This is a genomic window from Flavobacteriales bacterium (assembly GCA_016713875.1).
GTDB lineage: Bacteria > Bacteroidota > Bacteroidia > Flavobacteriales_F > PHOS-HE28 > PHOS-HE28.
On sequence record JADJOI010000003.1, the window covers coordinates 3,457,372 to 3,475,615 of the forward strand.

14 protein-coding genes are annotated in these 18,244 nt (G+C 66.1%); 8 read left to right on the forward strand and 6 right to left on the reverse strand.

Translation table 11 applies throughout. From position 1 onward, the window contains the following. Window positions 1-3: 3 nt before the first annotated feature. The 4 genes from IPJ87_16125 to dprA all read right to left on the reverse strand — a co-directional run bounded on the left by IPJ87_16125 (window position 4) and on the right by dprA (window position 8,892). Window positions 4-3,969, reverse strand: a complete 3,966-nt coding sequence (locus tag IPJ87_16125) for a PKD domain-containing protein (protein MBK7943375.1) — start codon at window positions 3,967-3,969, stop codon at window positions 4-6. A 522-nt stretch (window positions 3,970-4,491) separates the two neighbouring features. Continuing rightward, on the reverse strand, window positions 4,492-6,177 hold the full coding sequence (locus IPJ87_16130) for a putative DNA binding domain-containing protein (GenBank protein MBK7943376.1): 1,686 nt from the start codon (window positions 6,175-6,177) through the stop codon (window positions 4,492-4,494). Between the two features lie 88 nt (window positions 6,178-6,265). Next, window positions 6,266-7,621: an NADP-specific glutamate dehydrogenase gene (gdhA, locus tag IPJ87_16135; GenBank protein MBK7943377.1), complete on the reverse strand. Its 1,356-nt coding sequence runs from the start codon at window positions 7,619-7,621 to the stop codon at window positions 6,266-6,268. Window positions 7,622-7,752: 131 nt separating this feature from the next. Then, window positions 7,753-8,892: a DNA-protecting protein DprA gene (gene dprA, locus IPJ87_16140; protein MBK7943378.1), complete on the reverse strand. Its 1,140-nt coding sequence runs from the start codon at window positions 8,890-8,892 to the stop codon at window positions 7,753-7,755. 105 nt (window positions 8,893-8,997) lie between these two features. Here dprA and IPJ87_16145 point away from each other — a divergent pair, with 105 nt between their 5' ends. The 6 genes from IPJ87_16145 to IPJ87_16170 are packed head-to-tail and all read left to right on the forward strand — an operon-like array spanning window position 8,998 to window position 14,805. Then, window positions 8,998-11,397, forward strand: a complete 2,400-nt coding sequence (locus IPJ87_16145) for a TonB-dependent receptor (GenBank protein MBK7943379.1) — start codon at window positions 8,998-9,000, stop codon at window positions 11,395-11,397. Window positions 11,398-11,400: 3 nt separating this feature from the next. Then, window positions 11,401-12,150, forward strand: a complete 750-nt coding sequence (gene kdsB, locus IPJ87_16150) for a 3-deoxy-manno-octulosonate cytidylyltransferase (protein MBK7943380.1) — start codon at window positions 11,401-11,403, stop codon at window positions 12,148-12,150. A gap of 14 nt (window positions 12,151-12,164) precedes the next feature. Then, window positions 12,165-13,205 (forward strand): SPOR domain-containing protein, encoded by a 1,041-nt coding sequence (locus IPJ87_16155; GenBank protein ID MBK7943381.1) that lies wholly within the window; start codon window positions 12,165-12,167, stop codon window positions 13,203-13,205. A gap of 54 nt (window positions 13,206-13,259) precedes the next feature. Continuing rightward, entirely contained in the window at window positions 13,260-13,655 is a 396-nt protein-coding gene (locus tag IPJ87_16160; GenBank protein MBK7943382.1) for a hypothetical protein, read from the forward strand. Then, complete coding sequence (locus IPJ87_16165; GenBank protein MBK7943383.1) at window positions 13,655-14,293, forward strand: hypothetical protein; 639 nt, start codon at window positions 13,655-13,657, stop codon at window positions 14,291-14,293. Before IPJ87_16160 ends, IPJ87_16165 begins: the two co-directional genes overlap by 1 nt. Further along, window positions 14,290-14,805, forward strand: coding sequence for an acyl-CoA thioesterase (locus IPJ87_16170; protein MBK7943384.1), 516 nt, complete (start codon window positions 14,290-14,292; stop codon window positions 14,803-14,805). Before IPJ87_16165 ends, IPJ87_16170 begins: the two co-directional genes overlap by 4 nt. Before the next feature lie 8 nt (window positions 14,806-14,813). On the opposite strand, the gene IPJ87_16175 is transcribed toward IPJ87_16170, so the two are convergent. Next, a complete protein-coding gene (locus IPJ87_16175; GenBank protein MBK7943385.1) occupies window positions 14,814-15,176 on the reverse strand; it encodes a hypothetical protein in 363 nt (120 codons plus the stop codon). After that, window positions 15,173-16,216, reverse strand: coding sequence for a glycosyltransferase family 9 protein (locus IPJ87_16180; protein ID MBK7943386.1), 1,044 nt, complete (start codon window positions 16,214-16,216; stop codon window positions 15,173-15,175). Before IPJ87_16180 ends, IPJ87_16175 begins: the two co-directional genes overlap by 4 nt. Before the next feature lie 100 nt (window positions 16,217-16,316). Here IPJ87_16180 and IPJ87_16185 point away from each other — a divergent pair, with 100 nt between their 5' ends. Then, window positions 16,317-17,090 (forward strand): TatD family hydrolase, encoded by a 774-nt coding sequence (locus IPJ87_16185; protein ID MBK7943387.1) that lies wholly within the window; start codon window positions 16,317-16,319, stop codon window positions 17,088-17,090. Between the two features lie 124 nt (window positions 17,091-17,214). Then, window positions 17,215-18,243 (forward strand): type I asparaginase, encoded by a 1,029-nt coding sequence (locus IPJ87_16190; protein MBK7943388.1) that lies wholly within the window; start codon window positions 17,215-17,217, stop codon window positions 18,241-18,243. Window position 18,244 lies beyond the last annotated feature (1 nt).

The window sequence follows — 18,244 nt, forward strand, 5'->3', positions numbered from 1 at the left end:
CTGCTACGGTAGCTGCTGGGCCCGCGTGGCCGTGGGCACGGTGCCGCCGATGTTCACCAGCACCATGTCGCGGTCGTTGGCGCTGCCGGCGTACTTCACCACGCCGTCCAGGTTCGTGTCCTCGATGCGGTAGCCGACCAGCGTGGCCGTGGGTACGCTGCCGCCCACGGCCACCAGGATGGGGTCGCGGTCGTTGTTGGCGCCGGCGTAACGCAGGGTGGCGTCCGGCTTCACGTTCCCGGTCCACAGCACCTGCACCCCGTTCACCGGCTTGCGCGCATCCGTCCCCCAGGTGGCGGTGCCGCCTGTGGTGAGGTCCAGCGCGGTGGTCGTCGAGGTGAGGGCCAGGGTGCCGGCGGTCATGACGCCGAGGTGGTTGCGGTGGCGCACGGCCACGTGGTAGCTGCCGGGCGGGGCCAACAAGGCCACCGGTGAGACCCCGTCCTCGGCCACCACATCGCCGTCGCGTTGCACCAGGGCCGCCCGGGTGGCCACGATGCTCGCGGGGCTCACCGCGCTGCGCAGCTCCAGCAGCACCCAGTCCACGATGGCCTGGTCGCCGGTGACGCCCGTGATGCCGGCCTGCAGGGCCTCACCACCACCGTCCGCGGCCTGCGTGAAGCCCAGTGCGGTATACGGCTCCGTGGCGGGGATGAGCCCGGCGCTGCGGAGCTGGTCGCGCATGCGGCCGGTGTTCGGGTCGTAGGGGCCTTCGAGCATCAGCTTCACGGCCAGGCGCAGGCCGCCGTTGAGCACCGCGATGTTGTCCAGGTAGAGACGATCGCCGTAGTCGTTCACCCCGGTGAAGCGCAACACCACCTGCTGTCCGTCGTAGGCGCTCAGGTCGATGTCGTGCAGCTCCCACTGGTTGGCGGCGGTGGGGGCCCAGGGGCTGCTGCCGGTGGTGGTGGTGCCCAGGGCCAGGGCCTCTTCGAAATAGAGCGTCGTCCAGTTCTGTCCGCAGTTCGTGCTGATCTCCACGCGCAGCCCGTCGGTATAGCTGGCGCCATAGGGCTTGTAAGCATGGTGGAACTGCAGTCGCGTGCCGGCGCTGCCCGCCAGGGAAAGGACAGGGCTCACCAACCGGTCCTGCTGGCCGGGTGCGTTGTAGTAGTAGTAGTCCATCCGCCAGGCGCGGGTGGCGTTGCCATCGGCACCCACAGAAAGGGCCTGGTTGGTCCATGTGGCCAGTCCATCGGGGTTCTCTAGCGACCATCCCTCAGGGGTCACCAATTGGTCCTCGGCATCGGCGGTCACCGGGGTCGCAGCGCCACCGGTGGGCACGGTGATGAAGCCCGGGATGGTGCGCGTGCTGCTGCCGTTCGCGTCCGTCACCGTCAGGGTGACGTCGTAGGAGCCCGCAGCGGTATAGGACACGAGCGGAGCGCGTGAGGTGCTGCTCGTGGGCGACCCCCCGGGGAAGCTCCAGCTCCAGGTGGCGTTGGTGCCGTGGAGCGCGCTGTTGTCCCAGAACTGGACGTTGGGGGCGAGGCAGCTCACCGTGCGCTTGTCCGCGCTGAAGTTGGCCAGGGGCTGCCCCGCGAACTCCAAGGAGCTTTCCCATACACTGCGGTCCGTGCCGTTGCGCACCTTGCCTTCGCGGTAGTTGATCAGCAGCCGGGTGCTGAAGATCTTGGAGGGAAGCCCGGCGTTCCACAAGGTCCAGGCCGGCGCCGCATCACTTCGCAGGTAGACCGCACGTCGTGTACCGATATAGAGGCCACCGTTGGTGCCCAGTTGATGGACGATGTTGGTGGGCCATTCCCCGTTCAGGTTGGCGTCGGTGATGTTGGTCCACGTGGTGCCCCCATTGGTGGAGCGGAACACGACGAAGCCGTTGAGGTCGGGATAGTTGCCGTACTGCGAGGTGCGCAGCAGCCAGAGGGTCTGGGGGTCCGTACCGCTCACGGTGATGTCGTAGGGCACCCAGGTGTTGCCGTTCAACTGCGCGCTCGCTGGCGTGATGTCGCTCCAGGTCGCCCCGCCGTCCGTGCTGCGCCACACCTTTTTCACGTCCCACCAGCCCGGGTAGGTGCACACATAGATGGTGTGGGGGTCGCTGAAGGCCACCTCGATGCTCGTGACCTTCTCGCCGAAGTCATGCACTTGTGCGAAGGAGGCGCCGTTGTCATCCGTACGCCAAAGGCTGTTGCCTTCGCCCACGAAGGCGGCGTTCACCAGGTTGGGGTGCCAGACCACCTCGCTGTTCTCGCCCACGATGTAGCTCGCGTTGGGTTCGCGCGCCCAGGAGCCGTTGGTGTTGTTCACAGTGCGGTCCCCGCTGAGCACCTTGTAGCCGTAGTCGCTCAGGGCGCGGCGGTCGTACTGCGGATGCACGAAGCCGCGGTAGTTGTCGCCGCCATCGGTGCTCACCCAGCCGCCCTGGTAGACGGCGTTGTCCTTCAGCAGGGTGCCGTTGTGGTAGGTGCCGCCGAGCATCACCTGCGCGCCGGTCCACCCGCCCTGCCCGAAGCCCCAGAAGTCGGTGCCGGCGATGCCGTTCATGCGGCGGGTGAAGGTGGCACCACCGTCGCTGCTGAAGAAGATGCCGCCGTCGCAGGCCACCCATAGCTCAGTCCCGTAGTAGCGCACGTCGTGGATGTCGGCGTGCACATAATCGACCTTGTTGCTGTGGCTCCACTTGGCCGGGCAGGTGAAGCTGACGCCACCATCCGCGCTCACCCAGCGGTTCACGGCCCCCACCTGAAGCGTGTTCGCGTTGGCGGGGTCCACATCCAGGGCAAGGTCGTAGTAGTACTGGCCGCCATCATCCTGGCCGGCATCGTCCCAGCCCATGAGGTTGAGGTTGGTGGGCGCGGGCGCACCGCCGGGCCCGGTGCCGCAGCACTGGAAGGTCCACGTGCTTCCGCTGTCCGTGCTCTTGTAGATGCCGTAGAGCCCGCTCCCGCCGTCGGCCACGCCGGTGCACAGCGCGTACACCGTGTTGGGTGCGGCGGCGCTCACCGCGATCTCGGTGCGTTCCTGTTCATCGGGGCTCGCCGGGGCGGGCCAACCGGTGCCCACGGGGGTGAAGGACACGCCGTTGTTGGTGCTGCGCCAGAACTCCGTGCGGTTGACCGTCTGCTTGATGGCGTACACGGTGTTGGGGTCTCCGGGCTTCAGTTCCAGCTCCTGCCACGACCCGTTCTGCACCTGGGTGAAGTTCGCGCCGGCGTTGATGCTGCGGTACAGGCCCTGGTCGCTGCACACGAAGAGGACCTGGTTGTTGGTGGGGTGCAGCACGAGGTCGCGGATGCTGTGCGTGGCGGCCTGGAACGTGGCATCGCCGATGGTGGCCCAGTTGGCGCCGCCGTCCGTGGTCTTCCACAGGTCGCCTTCGGCACCGAAGTAGGCGGTGTTCTGGGCGGTGTGGTCCAGCTCCACACTGAGCACGGTGCCGATCATGAGGCCTTTGGTGGCGTTGGTCCAGGTGAGGCCCTTGTCGGTGGTCTTCCACACGCCGGCATTGGCGGTGCCAGCGTAGAGCAGATCACTGTTCATCGCGCTTCGCTCCACGGTGTACACGTGCGCCGCACCGCAGGCATAGCTCTTGGCGGCCGCGCCGTGGTCCCAGTCGAAGGGTCCGATGCAGCTCCAATTGGCGGCGCGGCCGCTGCGCAATGCGTCCGTGGCGTCCAGGTAGCGGTGCAGGTCCTGGGCGTAGGTGGCGCGCTGCGTGGGATCGATGGGCAGCAGCGCATGGCCCAGCTCGCGTTTCCAGCGCTTGTAGAACTGCGTGTGGGCGTTCTTCTCGAAGGGATGTGCGGCGTAGTACGCTTCATACGCGGCGGCCACGGCACCGGGGTCGGGGTTCGGGGCATACATCAGCTGCGCCCACAGGGGCAGGGTGGAGCTGAGCGGAGGGGTCACTGGCTGCACCTGCGCATCCAGGGCGGGTGCGAGGGGCCAGGTACCCAAGGCCAGGATGAAGCAGTGGGGAAGCAGGCTACGGAAGCGGGGAAGGATCATGGAGCGAAGGTGTGGCGATCGCTGCATTGCGGGGATGACGGAAGTCGGGTAGGATGGGGATCCCGGTGCGGGGCGGGGTGATCGGGAACGAAGAAGCCCCGACCAGTGGCCGGGGCTTCCCATGGACGATCGGTCGGTGCTTACACCACGCCCTGGTCGAGCATGGCGTCGGCGACCTTCACGAAGCCGGCGATGTTGGCCTTGAGGAGGCAGCGGTCCGCTTGCTTGCTCGTGCTTCAAGCCATGCGTGCGAGCGGTTCGGGTTGACCTCATGCTCGATTTCGATCAATGAACTAGTCAAACGCAATATCCTGACACACAGGTAATTGTGCGTGGCGACATGCTTGAGCCGTTGACTTTGGAGCGCTTGCTTGCAGGTCCTTAGTCAAAGCATTTGCCCGAGGCTTGAACCGAATAGATGGGAGGTGTTTGACTAAGCTAAGTGGCGGGCGAACGCTCAGCCAGAGAAAGGGGCCTTGATGCTCAGGCCATTGCATGGTTGCAGGACCAGCGCTCATTGGCTTAGGGTCTGGCTGGTGCCGGACCGTAGCCAGAGGGAAGGCGCCAGCGCGCATTGCGTTTAACGCCGATGGCGACGATCCGGCCCTCCTTGCGCATGGCCGTCAGGAGGTTGCGGACCTTGTTCCGTTTCTGGTTGTCCGAAAGGCCATCAGAGAGCTTGGAAAGGAGGAGCTCGCGGATCTCGTGCGGCTTGGCTTCGACCCACTCCTCAAGGTAGTCGGTCACCAGCTTCTTGTAGTGCTCATCGTCCTGTTTCCGGGTCTTGATGTACTGGACCTTTTGTCCTGTGGTGGCAGCGATCGCCGCAGAGATGTGGATGTTTGGCTTGCGCCCTTCCACCCAGCCTCGCTCACGCAAGGCTCTCACCACCTGGTTCGGTACCGGCAGTCTTTTCTGGATACGGTCCAACGCGATGATGTCGGCGAGATCCAGCTCAGGCAGTGTGAGCAGTAACCGGCTGTAGTTCTCGTCGATGATGCGGCCGGGCAGGTGCAGGACCACATGGTCACCGCTATCGGTCTCATAGAAGGGCAAAGGTTTGTAGGCCCGTGCCTGCCCGCGGAACATCACTTCGCGGATGCCGAAGCCCATGCGGTCCACCATGCCCAAGTGAGACATGGCCCTGGTCAGAAAAGTGTTCCGGTACTTGCCGGGTGTACGGCTCGTCAGCAGGTAGTCCTCTGGCTTGCCATCATAGAATTGGCCGGCACTTCGGAATACCAGTTCATCCACATGCTCAGTGACCAGCACACGCTCCTGTCGGGTGTAGTCCTGGTGAGCGATGCAGTTGTGCAGCGCCTCTAGTACGATGCCCTGGTCATACTTGCGCATTTCCTTGGGGATCAACTGATCCACGGGCAGGAATTTGAGCGTGAGGTTGCGGATGCGCTGGTAGAGCAAGGAGGTAGTGAGCAGGAATGGCGGACCGAAGTGTTCGTAATCCCTTTCAGGACCTTCCAACTTCCAGGTGAGTTCGGCGGGTGCCGGACTTAAGTAATGCGCGGACGTAGGTTTACCAAGCAGGAGCAGCGCGGTGCGGGTGATACGGCCATCAATGGTGACCATCGCCTGATCAAGAAAGTGCGAAGTAGACCAGTCCATGATGGTATCACGGTCGATACGCGGCGCGCGATCGGCGAACTTCTCACGGGCCAGTTGGATAGCCTCGTCGGCGAGATCTGTTATGCCGGCATACTGTATGATCGCCGCGCTCCAATCCGAGGAACCGGTCTGCCCCCGGATCTCGTCACGTTTCGAATCGCTTAGGCCGACAAGACTGGTGTTCTCCCGTGCGTGGCAATAGCCGTTCCATGCGATGGGCATTCCCTGTGGCGCTGCAGGTATCTCGAACAGTACCACTCGACCTTGCGGGGTGTGGAGCACATGGATCTCGCGAAAGCTGATCCTTGGGCTTGTTCCGTTGGAGATGTCCAGTTTGAGCTCTTGGAGCCGTGGGACCTCTTCCCGATAATTGGTTCCAACGATCGTCCTGGTCTTGTTCTTCACACCCAGAACAAGCCATGCTCGTTGCTTTGAGCGAAGGTTGGCCTCATTGCTCAGGGCACTGAAGTACTTCCCGATCTCCTTCGTGGAGTACCCCTCATTCTCCTCCTTGAACTCCACGACCTCGCTTTCCCATCCAGCGATGAGTTCGTCAAGTAGCGTCTGTAGTTCTTCAGGGGTCATGTGCGCAGGAGCAAAGTAAAACGTGTCGGCCTGGAACGAAGAAGCCCCGACCAGTGGCCGGGGCTTCCCATGGACGATCGGTCGGTGCTTACACCACGCCCTGGTCGAGCATGGCGTCGGCGACCTTCACGAAGCCGGCGATGTTGGCGCCCTTCACGTAGTTGATGCCCTTGCCCTCTTTGCCGTGCTTCACGCAGGCGGCGTGGATGTTCTTCATGATGGTGTGCAGGCGCTGGTCCACCTCTTCGCGGGTCCAGCTCAGGCGCAGGCTGTTCTGGCTCATCTCCAGGCCGCTGGTGGCCACGCCACCGGCGTTGCTGGCCTTGCCGGGCGCGAAGGCCACGTTCGCAGCCTGGAACACGGCGATGCCTTCCGGGGTCGTGGGCATGTTCGCGCCCTCGGCCACGTACTTCACGCCCTTCTTCACAAGGTCCTTGGCGTTCTTGCCGTCGAGCTCGTTCTGCGTGGCGCAGGGCAGGGCCACATCGCACTTGGCCACCACGTCCCACACGCGCGCACCCTTTTTGTAGGTGACGCCCTTGAACTTCTTGGCGTACTCCTCGATGCGGCCGCGCTTCACGTTCTTCAGTTCCATGAGGAACGCGAGCTTCTCGGCGTTGATGCCGGCGGGGTCGTAGATGCTGCCATCGCTGTCGCTGGCGGTCACCACCTTGCCGCCGAGCTGCGTGGCCTTCTCAATGGCGTACTGGGCCACGTTGCCGCTGCCGCTCACGGCCACGGTCTTGCCCTTGAAGCCGGTCTTGTTGTGCTTCATCATCTCTTCCGCGAAGTACACGCAGCCGTAGCCGGTGGCTTCCGGACGGATCAGCGAGCCGCCCCAGGTGATGCCCTTGCCGGTGAACACGCCGGTGAACTCGTTGCGCAGGCGCTTGTCCTGGCCGTACATGAAGCCGATCTCGCGACCGCCCACGCCGATGTCGCCGGCGGGCACGTCCGTGAACTGGCCCACGTGGCGCCACAGCTCGGTCATGAAGCTCTGGCAGAAGCGCATCACTTCGCCGTCGCTCTTGCCTTTCGGGTCGAAATCGCTGCCGCCCTTGCCGCCGCCCATGGGCAGGGTGGTGAGGCTGTTCTTGAAGGTCTGCTCGAAGCCCAGGAACTTCAGGATGCTGAGGTTCACGCTGGGGTGGAAGCGCAGGCCGCCCTTGTAGGGGCCGATGGCGCTGTTGAACTCGATGCGGAAGCCGCGGTTCACCTGGATGTTGCCCTTGTCGTCCACCCAGGGTACGCGGAACATGATGGTGCGCTCCGGCTCCACCATGCGCTCCAGGAGCATCTTGCCCTTGTACTTGGGGTTCGCCTCGATGAAGGGGATCACCATCTCGGCCACTTCGTGCACGGCCTGGAGGAACTCCGGCTCGTTGCCGTTGCGCTTCTTCACCTCGGCCATGAAGGCATCCACGGCCTTGTTCGACTTTGCCATTCGTCGTGCGCCTTAGCGCTGGTTTGGTTTGTTCCGCCTGCCGGAAGGGGCGCGGCGGGTTGTTGGGTTATGCTCCCGGTGGGGAAAAGCGCGGCAAAGGTAGATGGGGGGGGCGCTCCCGCAAGGAGGGCCTAGTGCAGTTCGTAGACCTTGCCGGGAAGGCTGCGCACCACGCCGCTGAACTCCAGGTTCAGCAGCAGGGTGGCCGCTTTTCCGGGGTGCAACCGGCTGCGCAGGCACAGGTCGTCGATGCCCACGCGGCCACCGGCCCGCAGCACATCCACCAGCAGTTGTTCCTCGGGTCCCAGGTCGGCGAAGAGGGGCTGTTGCACGGGAGCCTTGCGCCGCGGAGCCTTGATGTTCCACTCCATGCGCGTGAGCAGGTCGGCGGCGCTGGTGATCAGGGCGGCCTTGTGCTGTTGGATGAGCCGGTTGCAACCCTCGCTGCGTGGATCGCCGGGCCTGCCGGGCACCGCCATCACCTCGCGGTCGTAGCTGTCGGCGATGTCGGCGGTGATGAGGCTGCCCCCTTTGGGCCCGCTCTCCACCACCACGGTGCAATCGCCGAGGCCGGCGATGATGCGGTTGCGGGCGGGGAAGTTGCCGGGTGCGAAGGGCGAACCGCTGGGCAGCTCGCTCACCACTGCGCCGTGTTCGGCGAGCTCCCGGGCCGTGGCGGCATGTTCGGCGGGGTACAACTTGTCCAGGCCATGCGCCACGCAGGCCACGGTGGGCAGGCCCTGCTTGAGGGCGGTGCGGTGGGCCACGATGTCGATGCCATAGGCCAGGCCGCTGACGATGATGGCGTTCACGGCGCGAAGGCCTTCGACCAGCTCGGCGCAGAACCGCTTGCCGTGCTCGGTGGGGGTGCGGGTGCCCACGATGCTCACCACGCGCTGGGCGTCGAGGTCGGCCGGCCCGCGTACGTAGAGCAGCACGGGGGCGTCCTCGGCCTGGGCCAGCCGGCGCGGATAGTCGGCGTCCAGGTAGAAGAGGGGCCGCAGCCCGTGCTTGCGCACGTAGGCCAGTTCCCGTTCGGCGGCGGGGATCACCCGGCGGTCCGTGACGCTGGCGGCCAGCTTGGGCCCGATCCCGGGGACCTTCTCCAGGGAACGCCGCACCTTGGGGTCGGTGAACAGGGCATCCACCCCTCCGCAATAGGCCACCAGGTTGCGCGCGTTCACCGGACCGATGCCCTTGAGCATGGCCAGGGCGATGCGGTACACCCAGGTGCGGTCGTCCACGGGAACGGCTGACGGGCTTCGCGTCATGGTGGTCCCGCCCAAGATAACCGCACACCCGATCGTGGAGGAGCGGTGGGCCGGCCACAAGGGCACGCCGGCGGGTTTGGCTACTTTCGACCCGCCACCAGACCCATGAGGAACCGCTTCGCCTGCCTTGCCCTGCTGATCGGGGCCGGCACGCAGGCCCAACAGCAGGCCGTCCTGCAGGGCCGCATCACCGACACCGCTTCAGGCATCGGCCTGATCGGTGTGAACGTCCTGGCCGGGCCCGGGAAGGGCACTGCCACCGACGCCAACGGCGACTATCGCCTCGCGCTCGACGCCGGGGAGCGCGCCATCACCTTCTCCCTGCTCGGCTATGCCAACGAGACCCGCACGGTGGTCCTCGTGGGGGGGCAGGAGACCCGACTGGACCTGGCCATGCGCGCCTCGGCGACGCAGTTGGACATGGTGGTGGTGACCGCGGGCAAGTTCGAGCAACGCGTGGGGGAGGTGAGCCAGAGCCTGAGCGTGCTGCGGCCCGAGGTGATCCAGAACAAGAACATCACCAACGTGAACGAGGTGCTGGGACAGGTGCCCGGTGTGGTGATCATCGACGAGGACCCACAGATCCGTGCCGGCAGTGGCTTCAGTTACGGGGCCGGCAGCCGCGTGATGGTGCTGGTGGACGATCTGCCCGTGCTGAGCGGCGACATCGGCCGCACCTCCTGGAGCATCGTGCCCACCGAGAACGTGGAGCAGATCGAGGTGATCAAGGGCGCCAGCAGCGTGCTGTACGGCAGCGCGGCACTGAGCGGGGTCATCAACGTGCGCACCGCCTACCCGCGCGAGGAGCCCATGACCCGCGTGAACGTGTTCGCCGGCATGTACGACACCCCTCGGAACAAAGCGGCCCGCCCGCGGACCGACCGCAACGCCTTCCTCGGCGGAACCAACTTTTTCCACAGCCAGCGCTTCGGCCAGTGGGACGTGGTGCTCGGCGGCAACTTGGTGTGGGACGAGGGCTTCCTGGGCCCCGAATCGGTGGGCAAGGACACGCTGAACCGCGACGACCCGAAATACAGCACCCCGGCGGGCTACGACCACCGCGTGCGGGTGAACGGCGGGGTGCGCTACCGGCACAAGAAGGTGAAGGGGCTCAACTACGGCATCAACGCCAACGCCATTCGGGCGGACAACACCAGCGTGTTCATCTGGGATGATGCCGGCGACAACATCTACCGCGCGGAGAACGGCACGGTGACCAACACGCAGGGGATGCAGTACTACGTGGACCCCTACGTGAACTACTTGAGCGACAAGCAGACGCGCCACAGCCTGCGGGGCCGCTACTTCAACCAGAAGTTCGACAACAGCGGCAACCAGAGCAACGCCAGCCACTTCCTTTACGGGGAGTACCAGGCTCAGCAACGGCTGGACATCTGGGGCGAGACGGTGCTCACGGGCGGTATCGTGGCCCAGCGCACCCGTTCGGTGGCCCTGCTGTACAGCGGCAGCCCCGACGGCGATACGGAGAACACGGCCACCAACACGGCCGCCTACCTGCAGGTGGACAAGAAGCTGATCAAGGAGCGTCTGGCGCTGAGCGCCGGGGTGCGTTACGAGAGCTTCGCGGTGAACGAGGACCAGCAGGCCGTGCCGGTGTTCCGTGCGGGCGGCACCTTCCGCGTGTTGAAGGGCACCTTCGTTCGGGCGAGCTATGGCCAGGGCTTCCGCTTCCCCACCATCGGCGAGCGGTTCATCCGAACCAACGTGGGCCAGCTCAACATCTACCCCAATCCGGAGCTGGAGCCCGAGGAGAGCTGGAACGCCGAGGCCGGCATCAAGCAGGGCTTCCGCATCGGCGGCTTCACCGGCTATTTCGACGCGGTGTATTTCCAGCAGGAGTACAGCCGCTACATCGAGTTCACCTTCGGACAGTGGGCGGTGCCCACCTTCACCAACTTCGCCGGCCTGGGCTTCAAGTCGGTGAACACCGGCAACGCGCGGGTGAGCGGCGTGGAGATGGAGTTGGCCGGCAAGGGCAAGGTCGGCGCCGTGGAGCTGATGGTGCTGGCCGGATACACGTGGTCCCAGCCCATTACCACCACCCCGGACGAGGTGTACGCACAGCCCGTGATCCAGGGCTACCCGCCTTCCACCTACAGCAACACCAGCTACGACGCCAGCGCCGACCTGCTGAAGTTCCGGGTGGAGCACCTGGTCCGTGCCGATGTGCAGGCCGAGTGGCGCCGCCTCAGCGCCGGCTTCAGCGTGCGCTACAACAGCCATGTGCGCAACATCGACAAGGTGTTCGTGGACCTGGACGAGAGCGCCGTGGAGCTCACCGCCCTGCGCACCGGGGTGGGTGAGTGGATGGCCACGCGCCGGAGCGGCGACACCGTTCTCGACGCCCGCGTGGGGGTCCGGGTGGGCGAGAACAACCGGGTCTCCATGGTGGTGAACAACCTCACCAACCTCACCTACGCCATCCGCCCGCTGAGCGTGGAGGCGCCGCGCACCTTCCAGTTGCAGTTCAGCCGCAGCATCTAGGCCGTGCGCATCCTGGGCGTGATCCCCGCGCGGTTCGGCAGCAGCCGGCTGCCCGGCAAGGTGCTCCTCGACATCGGCGGCCGCAGCATGGTCGCCCGCGTGATCGAACAGGCCCGGCGGTGCCCCGGGTTGGCCGCGGTCGTGGTGGCCACCGACGACGAGCGCGTGGCCGGGCACGTGCGGGGCCTCGATGCCGAGGTGGTGATGACCTCCCCGGACCATCCCAGCGGCACGGACCGCTGCTACGAGGCCCTGGAACGCTTGGGCCGCGACCGCTACGACGCGGTGGTGAACATCCAAGGCGATGAGCCCTTCCTGGACCCGGCCCAGCTGGACCTGGTGTGCGCCACGCTCCTTCGGCCCGGCGTGCAAGTGGCCACCCTGGCCAAAGCGGTGACCGATGACCGTGAACTGGACGACCCCGGAGAGGCCCACCTGGTGGTGGACAAGGACCTGAACGCCCTGTATTTCAGCCGCGCGTCGATCCCGTTCCTGCGCGAAGGCACGGCAGGACCGCGGCACAGGGCCTTTCCCTTCCTGAAGCACGTGGGCGTCTATGGTTACCGCAGCGAGGTGCTGGAGCAGCTGGTGGCGTTGCCGCCCAGCCTGCTGGAGCAGGCCGAACGGCTCGAGCAGCTACGCTGGCTGGAGAACGGTTTCCGCGTCACGGTGGCCCTGACGGAGCACGACAGTTTCTGTGTGGACACCGAGGCCGACCTCGCCGAGGCCAGGCGGCGTGCGGCGGCATTGTAATTTGGCCGGCCCCGATGGCCATCGAGCGCGACATCCACGACCTGCTGCACCATCACGACTGCGTGATCGTGCCGCGCTTCGGCGGCTTTCTGGCCCACTACCGGCCGGCCCGGTTGGACGAGGTGCACGATCTGGTGCATCCGCCGGCGCGCGAGCTCAGCTTCAACCGGCACCTGGTGCGGAACGACGGGCTGCTGGCCGACCAGCTGGCGCGTCGCACCGGGGCGGGCTTCGATGAGGCATCGGGCCGGATCGCCCAGGAGGTCGGCGGCTGGCACGAACGGATCGCTCTGGACCGACGCCTCGAACTGCCGCGCATCGGCACCTTCTTCACCGACGCGGAGGGCAACCTGCAGTTCGATCCCGACCGCCGGGTGAACTACCTGCGCGATGCCTACGGCCTGCGGCCGGTGGCGGCTGTTCCCGTGCCGCGCAAGCAGACCACGATCGCCTCTGCCGTGGTGCATCAGCTACCCCGGGTGGAGGCGGTGCCCGACGACGGTCGCCGGCCCCTGATCTGGGCCGCCGCCGCCGCGGCGGGCCTGGTGTTCCTGCTGGGCGCAGGCGTTCTCGTACGCCGTACGTGGGACACACGGCAGCTGAGCGCCCTGTTGCCCTGGAGCGGAGAACCGGCACGCTACGTCATGCGCGATGCCGTTCCGTCCTTCGACCCGGCTGTGGACACGGTGTTCCATGTTCCGGTGCCCGAAGGGTCCGGCGTGATGGTGCTGCCCCTGTTGGGCGAAGGCCATGACCCCGTACCGGTGCACCTCGGCGAACCGCCGGTGGCGGCCGTCGATTCCACCCACGTGGCCGTACCCGCGATGCCCGAGGCGCGCTACCACGTGATCGGAGGCTGCTTCAGCATCGAGGACAATGCGGGCCGCTTCATCGCGGACATGGCCCGGCGCGGCTTCCAGGCCAGGGTCATCGACGTGCATCGCGGGTTGTACCGGGTGGCGGTGGCCAGCTACGCCGACCGGTCCGCGGCGGTGAAGGCCGTATCGGCCCTGAACCAGGGGACCGTCGAGGGCGCCTGGTTGCTTGTGCACTGACGGGTGTCGGGGCCGCAGGGCACCGCACTACATTTGCCGCCCCGCCCTCGGACCATGCCCCGCCTGGAGCTTGAAGCCTGCACCATCGACCTGCTCGACGGCGATGTGGCGCACGTGCACTTCCGCGATGGGCGCACGGTGCAGGTGGAGGAGGTGCGCCGCATGTTCGAGGCCTTGGAGGCCGAGCGCAAGGGCCGGAAGGTGCTGCTGCTGGTGAGCGTGGGCGAGGGCACCACGATGTCCAACGAGGCACGCGCCTTCGCCAGCAGTCCGGAAAGCAATGTCTACGTGGCCGCGGACGCCATCATCGTGCGCGACTTCAGCCACCAGCTGGCCGCAAACGTGTTCGTGCGGCACCACAAGCCCACGCGGCCCATCCAGATGTTCCCGGACAAGGACACCGCCCTGGACTGGCTGCGGCAGCACCATCACCTGATCGATCCCGCCTGATGCGCACCCTGTTGATCCCCGTTCTGTGGGCCGCCATCCTTCCGTTGTCCGCGCAGGTGGCGAAGGAGCCCGCAGCACGCACCCTCAAACTGGCCAAGTGCGAGGTGACCTGCCTGGAGCTGGCGCCCAAGGGCGACCGCATCCTGGTGGGCACCGACAAGGGCGCCGAGCTTTGGGACATCGAGAGCGGCAAGCGGGTGCAGGCCTTTCCCTATGCGGAGGATGGCAGCACGGCGGTGTACCACGCTTCGTTCAATGCCAACGGCGAGTTCGTGGTGCTGATCGGCCACAGCGGCAAGCGCGAGGTGTGGGACGTGAAGAGCGGCAAGGTGGACAAGACCCTGCAGGGCCACACCTGGATCCCCGATCCGCGCGCGGTGAAGGCCATGGGGCTCGACATGAAGAACAGCACCTTCGACCGGTTCTACCAGCAGCTGGAGGCGCGCTCGGGCGACATCACGGCGAAGGCCGTGGAGAAGGGCGGAGTGGAGTTCCGCGATGCCACGGGCGATGTGGTGCAGAAGCTGACCTTCCCCGAGAACAAGGACCAGCACCACCGGGCGCCCTGCCTGTTCACCGAGGCGCAGTTCGTCACCGGCACCGACGACGGACGTGTCCTTTTCTACGACCGCCCATGAACAAGGTCGCCCGCTCCGTCACTGACAGCTATGCGCAGACCACCCATGTGGTCCTCCCCAACGACACCAACACGCTGGGCAATCTGTTCGGTGGGCGCTTGCTGCAATGGCTCGACATCAGTTGCGCGATCAGTGCGCACCGGCATTGCAAGCGCGTGGCGGTGACGGTGGCGGTGAACCATGTGGGATTCGACAAGCCGATCAAGCTGGGCGATTTCGTCACCATCCACAGCCATGTCAGCCGCGCGTTCGGCAGCAGCATGGAGGTGTGGAGCGATGTGTATGTGGAGGACCAGGTGACCGGCGAGAAGATCAAGTGCAACAGCGCGATCTATACGTTCGTGGCGGTGGACCAGGCCGGACGACCGGTGAACGTGCCCGAAGCGGTGCCCACGAATGAAGAGGAACAGCACCGGTATGATGGGGCGTTGCGCCGCAGGCAATTGCGGCTCATCCTCAGCGGCAAGATGAAGCCGGGGGAGGCCACCGAACTGAAGGCGCTCTTCGAGTAGAAGCGGGGTCAAAGGCCCTCCTCCAAGGTCTCGGCGTCGAACAGGTCGCCGGTGGCAGTGTCCAGTGCGCGCAAGCCGAGCTCGCGCAGCAGGGCGGCGATCCCGGCCGCGCTCTGTGGGCCCCCGTGCACATGCACCAGGATGTAGCGCACCTGCGAGGCATCCTCCAGATGCAGCTGCAGGCTCAGGTCCATGCCCGGTGCGTTCACGAAGAACCAGTCGCCATCCTGCGCATCGGCCATGGGGAAGACCTTGCGGATCCGCGCGGCCAGCAGGTCCCGCTCGCCGATCGGCCGGGGGCGGAAGTGCTCCGGGATCTCGTTCGCCGAGCGCACGGGAGGCAGGTCCTGGATGTAGATGTCCCAGCTCATGGAGCGGCAAGTTGCGCGATCCGCTGCACGTCCTGCTTCTCCATGCAGTGGAAGTGGCCCTTGGGGCAGTGGCCGAAGCCCAGCTTGCTGCACGGCCGGCAGCCGAGGCCCGGCACTTCCACCACGTGGGCCTGCTGCGGAAGGGTCGGTTGATAGGGTCCCATGCCGAAGGCGGGCACGGTGCTGCCCCACACGCTGACCACGGGTCTGGCCAGCGCGCAGGCGATGTGCATGGCGCCGCTGTCGTGCGTGATCACGCTGTGCGCGGAACCGATCAGCGAGGCGCTGCCCAGCAGGTCGAAGCGGCCGGTGGCGTCGAAGACCCGGGCCCCGACAGCGTCACCGATGGCCCGGGCCACCGCGCTGTCCACCTCGGAGCCGATGAGCACCATGGGCCCGGGGATGGCCTTCGCGAGCGTGATGAGCTTGTGCGGGGGCAGGCGTTTGGTGGCGTGCGCCGCGCCGATGGCCAGGGCGGTGTATCCGTTGCGGTGGCTGGCGGGCAGGATGTCCAGCGCCACGCGGCGGTCGGTGGGGATGTGCAGCTCAAGACCCAAGTCGTCGTTCTTCGCGCCGAGCGGGGCGATCGTGCTCATGTAGCGATCGACGATATGGACGCCCTCCATGGATGAGAGTCGAGCTTCCTTCCATCTCCACCACAAACGGGACAGGACCCGCCATTTCGCCGGCGCTTGTCCGTGTCCGAAGTTCACGAGCAGCCACTTCTCAATGTTGAGCTTGGGGAAGCTCTGCGCAGGAATGCCGAGCGCGCGCTTGATCCGTGCGGTGCGCAGGTTGTGGTGCAGGTCGATCACCCGGTCGAAGCGCTCGGCCTTCAACTGCGCGATCAGCGCGCCGAGGTCGTCGCCCAGTTCATGCACCCGGCTCACGTGCGGGTTGTAGCGCAACAGGTCGGCGAAGGCGCTCTTGGTGGCCACGTGCACCTCGGCGCCCGGCACCTGCTGCTTCACACAACGCAGCACCGGGCTGGTGAGCACGATGTCGCCGATCGAGGAGAAGCGGAGGACGAGGACCTTCATCGCGGTAAAGTTGCGCGTTCGTGCGATAGGTACCGGGACCCGCACGACACGTGACGCTGAACGCACCAATGCGCAGCTTGTCGCATTCTACATTCGCCCGATGTTCATCGATACCCACGCCCACCTCTATGGCAGGCAGTTCGACGGCGACCGCGAGGAAATGCTCGCTCGCGCCATCGCCGCCGGTGTGGAGAAGTTCTTCCTGCCCAACATCGACCTGGACAGCATCACGGGCATGAACGCGCTCGCCGCCGCGCATCCCGGGCGCTGCTTCCCCATGATGGGCCTGCACCCCTGCTCCGTGGGCGAGCACAACGATGCGGTGATGGCCGTGCTGGAACGCGAGCTGCGCACCGGCCGCTACTGCGCGGTGGGCGAGATCGGCATCGACCTCTACTGGGACAAGACCTGGCTCGCGCAGCAGCAGGAGGTCTTCCGGCAGCACATCCGCTGGGCGAAGGAGCTGCGCCTGCCCATCGTGATCCATTGCCGCAACAGCTTTGAAGCGACCATCGCGATCGTGGAGGAGGAGAAGAACGATGACCTGCGCGGCATCTTCCATTGCTTCGGCGGAACAGTGGAGGAGGGGCGGAGGATCCTGGCGCTGGACGGCTTCCTGCTCGGCATCGGCGGTGTGATCACCTACCCGAAGAGCGGCCTGGCCCAGGTAATGAGCGAGCTGGGACCGGAGCGCTGCGTCCTCGAGACCGATGCCCCCTACCTCGCGCCGTTGCCCCACCGCGGCAAGCGCAACGAGAGCAGCTACATCCCGTTCGTGGCCGCCGAACTGGCCAAGGCCACCGGTCGCTCCGTGGAGGAGATCGCGCGCATCACCACCGACAACGCCATGCGGTTGTTCGGGTTGAACCACTGATGGACACCGATGAACACGGATAACCCTGCGAACAGTTCGGGTATGGTCTGCCCGGCTTCTTGCATCCAGCCTTGCATTCATCCGTGTCCATCTGCGTTCATCTGTGGTTGAATCTCACTCGCCCATGACCCAGCGTTCCGTCCTCATCATCTACACCGGAGGCACCATCGGCATGTGGGCCGACCCGCGCACCGGCGCCCTGCGCCCCATGGACCTGGAGCATCTGGAGGAGCAGGTGCCCGAGCTGGAGCGCGTGGGCGTGAAGCTCGGCTCGGTGGCCTTCGAGAAGCCCATCGACAGCAGCGACATGCGGCCCACCGACTGGGTGCGCGTGGCGCGGATCATCGGTGAGCACTACGACCGGTACGATGGCTTCGTGGTGCTGCACGGCAGCGACACCATGGCGTACACGGCCAGTGCGCTCAGCTTCCTGCTCGAGGGGCTGGGCAAGCCCGTGGTGCTCACCGGGTCGCAGCTGCCCATCGGCACCATCCGCACCGACGCGAAGGAGAACCTGATCACCGCCATCGAGATCGCCGCGGCTGCCGAGAACGGCCGGCCCATCGTGCCCGAGGTGGCGGTGTACTTCGAGTACAGTCTGTTCCGCGGCAACCGCACGGTGAAGGTGCATGCCGAGCGCTTCGAGGCCTTCCGCAGCCCCAACTACCCGCGCCTGGCCGAGGCCGGCGTGCACCTGCGCTACGACCGCAACGCCGTGCTCCCTTTGCGCACCGGCCCGCTCACCGTACACACCGGCGTGGACGACCGCGTCGGCGTGCTGCGGCTTTTCCCCGGCATCCGGCCCGACTGGGTGCGGCACGCGCTCGCCACGCCCGACCTGCGCGCCGTGGTGCTCACCACCTTCGGCAGTGGCAACGGCCCCACCGACGAGGCCTTCCTCGAGGCCCTGCGCGAGGCCACGGAGCGCGGTGTACTGCTGGTGAACACCACCCAATGCGTCGGCGGACGGGTGGAACAGGGCCGCTACCAGACCAGCCGCGCCTTTGTGGACATGGGCATGCTCAGCGCCTACGACATGACCGTGGAGGCCGCGGTCACCAAGTTGATGTTCCTGCTGGGCCAGGGCCTTAGCGACGACCTGGTGCGCGAGCGCTTCCAGCGGCCGCTGTGCGGGGAGGTGAGCTCTGGGTAGG

Bases quoted from the DNA above. Each gene is read 5' to 3' on its own strand.
- IPJ87_16125 (MBK7943375.1), bottom strand. From the start codon at position 3,969: ATGATCCTTCCCCGCTTCCGTAGCCTGCTTCCCCACTGCTTCATCCTG.
- IPJ87_16130 (MBK7943376.1), bottom strand. From the start codon at position 6,177: ATGACCCCTGAAGAACTACAGACGCTACTTGACGAACTCATCGCTGGA.
- gdhA (MBK7943377.1), bottom strand. From the start codon at position 7,621: ATGGCAAAGTCGAACAAGGCCGTGGATGCCTTCATGGCCGAGGTGAAG.
- dprA (MBK7943378.1), bottom strand. From the start codon at position 8,892: ATGACGCGAAGCCCGTCAGCCGTTCCCGTGGACGACCGCACCTGGGTG.
- IPJ87_16145 (MBK7943379.1), top strand. From the start codon at position 8,998: ATGAGGAACCGCTTCGCCTGCCTTGCCCTGCTGATCGGGGCCGGCACG.
- IPJ87_16155 (MBK7943381.1), top strand. From the start codon at position 12,165: ATGGCCATCGAGCGCGACATCCACGACCTGCTGCACCATCACGACTGC.
- IPJ87_16160 (MBK7943382.1), top strand. From the start codon at position 13,260: ATGCCCCGCCTGGAGCTTGAAGCCTGCACCATCGACCTGCTCGACGGC.
- IPJ87_16165 (MBK7943383.1), top strand. From the start codon at position 13,655: ATGCGCACCCTGTTGATCCCCGTTCTGTGGGCCGCCATCCTTCCGTTG.
- IPJ87_16170 (MBK7943384.1), top strand. From the start codon at position 14,290: ATGAACAAGGTCGCCCGCTCCGTCACTGACAGCTATGCGCAGACCACC.
- IPJ87_16175 (MBK7943385.1), bottom strand. From the start codon at position 15,176: ATGAGCTGGGACATCTACATCCAGGACCTGCCTCCCGTGCGCTCGGCG.
- IPJ87_16180 (MBK7943386.1), bottom strand. From the start codon at position 16,216: ATGAAGGTCCTCGTCCTCCGCTTCTCCTCGATCGGCGACATCGTGCTC.
- IPJ87_16185 (MBK7943387.1), top strand. From the start codon at position 16,317: ATGTTCATCGATACCCACGCCCACCTCTATGGCAGGCAGTTCGACGGC.
- IPJ87_16190 (MBK7943388.1), top strand. From the start codon at position 17,215: ATGACCCAGCGTTCCGTCCTCATCATCTACACCGGAGGCACCATCGGC.